Genomic DNA, 3,338 nt, shown 5'->3' on the forward strand with positions numbered 1-3,338 from the left:
GTACGACCGGCTGCGGCCGGTGGACGCCTATGGCTTGTGGTTCGCGCGCAGCGCCGGCTGGATCGCCGCGCGGGTGCTGCCGCGCGTGGCGCTGATGGCGACCTTCGCCGCCGGGGTGCTGCCGCTGCTGGGCTGGCGCGAATGGGCCTGGCAGCCGCCGGCCAGCGCGGCGGCAGGGCTGGCGTTCGTGCTCTCGGCCGGCTTGGCGGTGCTGCTGTCCACCGCGCTGGTGATGCTGCTGAACGTGGCGGCCACGGCGGCGCTCAACGAGCGCGGCATCAACGCGCTGGCCGTGCCGGCGGTGGTAGTGCTGTCGGGCAACCTGCTGCCGCTGCCGCTGCTGCCCGATGCGTGGCAGTGGGCGCTGATCGCGCAGCCGCTGGCGGGGCTGCTGGACATTCCGTCGCGCATCCACTCTGAGCACTGGGCCGGCTGGCAGGCCGTGGGCGGGCTGGCCCTGCAGGCCTTCTGGATCGCCGTGCTGGTGGCGCTGGGCCGCCTGGCGATGCGGCGCGCGCTGCGCCACCTCGAAATCCAGGGCGGCTGAGATGGGATCGTTCGCGCTCTTCATCCGCCTGGCCGGCGCCTCGCTGCATGCGCAGGCGCGCTACCCCGCCTCCGCCATGCTGATGACCCTGGGGCAGTTCCTCGCCACGGGCATCGAGGTGGTCGCGGTGTGGGCGCTGTTCCACCGCTTCGGCAGCGTGCAGGGCTGGAGCCTGGGCGAGGTGGCACTGTTCTACGGCCTGGTGAACTGCATGTTCGCGGTGGCGGACGCGCTGGGGCGCGGCTTCGACGTGCTGGGCACCGAATTCCTGCGCACGGGCGCGTTCGACCGGCTGCTGCTGCGCCCGCGGCCGCTCGCGCTGCAACTCATGGGCCACGACCTGCGCCTGAGCCGGCTGGGGCGGCTGCTGCAGGGGCTGATGGTGGTGGCGTTCGCCACCGCGCAGGCGCCGATTGACTGGACGCCGGCCACCCTCGCGCTGGCGGCATGGGCAGTGGCCGGGGGCGTGGCCCTCTTCCTGGGCATCCTGGTGCTGCAGGGCACCCTGGCGTTCTGGACCGTGGAGAGCCTGGAGATCGCCAATGTGCTCACCTACGGCGGCGTGCAGGCGGCGCAGTACCCGCTGGCGCTTTATGCGCAGTGGTTCCGCCGGCTGCTGACCTTCGCCGTGCCGCTGGCCTGCGTGGCGTATTACCCGGGCCTGGCGATCCTGTCGCACCCCGACCCGCTGGGCGCGCCCGCCTGGGTGGGCTGGGTGTCGCCCGCCGCCGGCTTCGCCTTCCTGGCCGCCGCCTTCGGGGCCTGGCGCCTGGGCCTGCGGCACTACGCCTCCACCGGCAGCTGAATCCCTTCGAACCCGACCTGGCAAATAGAGACTTGACATTGTTTGTCTAGTCAATTATTGTTCAGGCCATGATCGACGCCCAAAAAACCGATGCCAGCCCCCTGCCGCCCGCCCCGCTCACCGTGGCGGGCATTCCGTTTCTGGTGGAAGAAAGCATCGGCTACCAGATGCGCCGCATCGTGTGCATCGTCGCCAGCGAGATCGAGCGCCGCATGGAGCCCCTGGGCCTGACCGATGCGCAATGGAAGCCGCTGCTGCGCCTGTACCTGAACCACGAGAACACGGTCGCGGGCCTGGCGCGTCTGTGCCAGCTCGACGCCGGCGGCATGACCCGCCTGCTCGACCGGCTGGAGGCCAAGGGCCTGTGCTCCCGCACGCGCTCGGTGGAAGACCGCCGGGTCGTGCACATCGAACTCACGCCCGAAGGGCATGCGGCGGCCGCGCAGATCCCCGCGATCCTGACGGAGCTGCAGCAGGTGTGCGCCCAGGGTTTCCAGCCGGCCGAGTACCACCAGTTGCAGGATTTCCTCAAGCGCATCCACGGCAACCTGCAGACGCTGGGGGCGGCGGCCGACACCGCTGCGCCCCGCCCATCCTGAGAGTCAGTCCACCATGAACGCCACTTTTCCCTCCACGCCCGCCGCAGCCGATGCGGCCTCGGCCCGCGACACCGCAGCGCCCGACACCCCCAGCCCGCTGCGCGGCGCGCTGCAATATTTCGCCACGCTGGCCATCGCGCTGGCAGCCCTGCCGGGCCTCACGGCCTGCGCCGACATGTCCGGCATCGCGCCCCATGCGCAGATGCGCGACGCCGCCTCGCTCGGCCTCGCGGCGCCGGCCGCCGGTACCGATTCGGCCGCGCAGAAGTCCTTCGCCGAAGCCACGCTGCCCACGGACTGGTGGCTGGGCTTCGGCGACGGCCAGCTCGATGCGCTCATCGACCGCGCCCTGGCCACCAACCCCAACCTGAAGCTCACCGAGGCACGCATCGCCCGCGCCCAGGCCTTCATCGAGACCGCCCGCGCGGCCGACGGCCCGCAGCTCAACGGCAGCCTGGACGTGAACCGGCAGCTCTACAGCGCCAACGGCCCCTACCCGCCGCCGCTGGCCGGCAGCGTGCTCAACAGCGGCACGGCGCGCCTGTCGGGCAGCTGGGAGATCGACTTCTTCGGCAAGAACCGCGCCGCGCTCGAATCCGCCCTGGGCAGCGCGAATGCCGCACAGGCCGATGCCCAGGCCGCGCGCCTGCTGCTGGCCAGCAACGTGGCGCGCAGCTATTTCCAGCTGGCGCGCCTGAAGGCCCAATTGGGTGTGGCCGAACGCACGCTGGCCCAGCGCAACGAAACGCTGCGCCTGGTGCGCGACCGCGTGGATGCGGGCCTGGACACCCAGCTGGAGCGGCGCCAGAGCGAAGGCGGCCTGCCCGAGGCGCGCCAGCAGATCGAGGCGATCCAGGAGCAGATCGCCCTCACCCGCAATGCCCTGGGCGCGCTGGTGGGTCAGCCAAATGCCGCGGACGCCCTAGATTTTCCTGCCCTGGATGCTATTCATTCGATAGCAATCCCCGGCACGCTGCCAGCCGACCTGCTGGGCCGCCGGCCCGACGTGGCCGCCGCGCGCTGGCGCGTGGAGGCCGCCACCCAGGACGTGGCCGTGGCCAAGGCGCAGTTCTATCCGAACGTGAACCTGACGGCCTTCCTGGGCCTGTCGTCGATCGGGCTGGACCGCTTCGCCGAGGCCGGCAGCAAGGAGTGGGGCATCGGCCCGGCGATCCGCCTGCCGATCTTCGACTCGGGCCGCCTGCGCGCCAACCTGCGCGGCAAGGCCGCCGACGTGGATGCGGCGGTCGAGAGCTACAACGCCGCGCTGCTGGATGCCGTGCATGACGCGGCCGACCAGCTCGCCTCGGCCCGCTCCATCGACCGCCAGCAGGCCGAGCAGCGCCACGCGCAAGAGGCCGCCGAGGCCGCCTACGACATCGCCCGC

At 71.8% G+C, this 3,338-nt stretch carries 3 protein-coding genes and 1 pseudogene; all 4 read left to right on the top strand.

The features are described from left to right. A pseudogene (locus tag AC27IQ_RS20865) lies at nt 1–547 on the top strand (ABC transporter permease); the annotation flags it as partial. A 1-nt stretch (nt 548) separates the two neighbouring features. After that, nucleotides 549–1,352: an ABC transporter permease gene (locus AC27IQ_RS20870; RefSeq protein WP_284394583.1), complete on the top strand. Its 804-nt coding sequence runs from the start codon at nt 549–551 to the stop codon at nt 1,350–1,352. Between the two features lie 68 nt (nt 1,353–1,420). Continuing rightward, entirely contained in the window at nt 1,421–1,951 is a 531-nt protein-coding gene (locus tag AC27IQ_RS20875) for a MarR family winged helix-turn-helix transcriptional regulator (protein WP_487090633.1), read from the top strand. Nucleotides 1,952–1,964: 13 nt separating this feature from the next. Then, on the top strand, nt 1,965–3,338 hold a 1,374-nt coding region (locus tag AC27IQ_RS20880; RefSeq protein WP_487090634.1), incomplete at its 3' end, for an efflux transporter outer membrane subunit.

The sequence above is a fragment of the Acidovorax sp. KPB24-07 genome, assembly GCF_057543315.1.

Coding starts and splice junctions, on each gene's coding strand:
- AC27IQ_RS20870 (WP_284394583.1), top strand. CDS start 549: ATGGGATCGTTCGCGCTCTTCATCCGCCTGGCCGGCGCCTCGCTGCAT.
- AC27IQ_RS20875 (WP_487090633.1), top strand. CDS start 1,421: ATGATCGACGCCCAAAAAACCGATGCCAGCCCCCTGCCGCCCGCCCCG.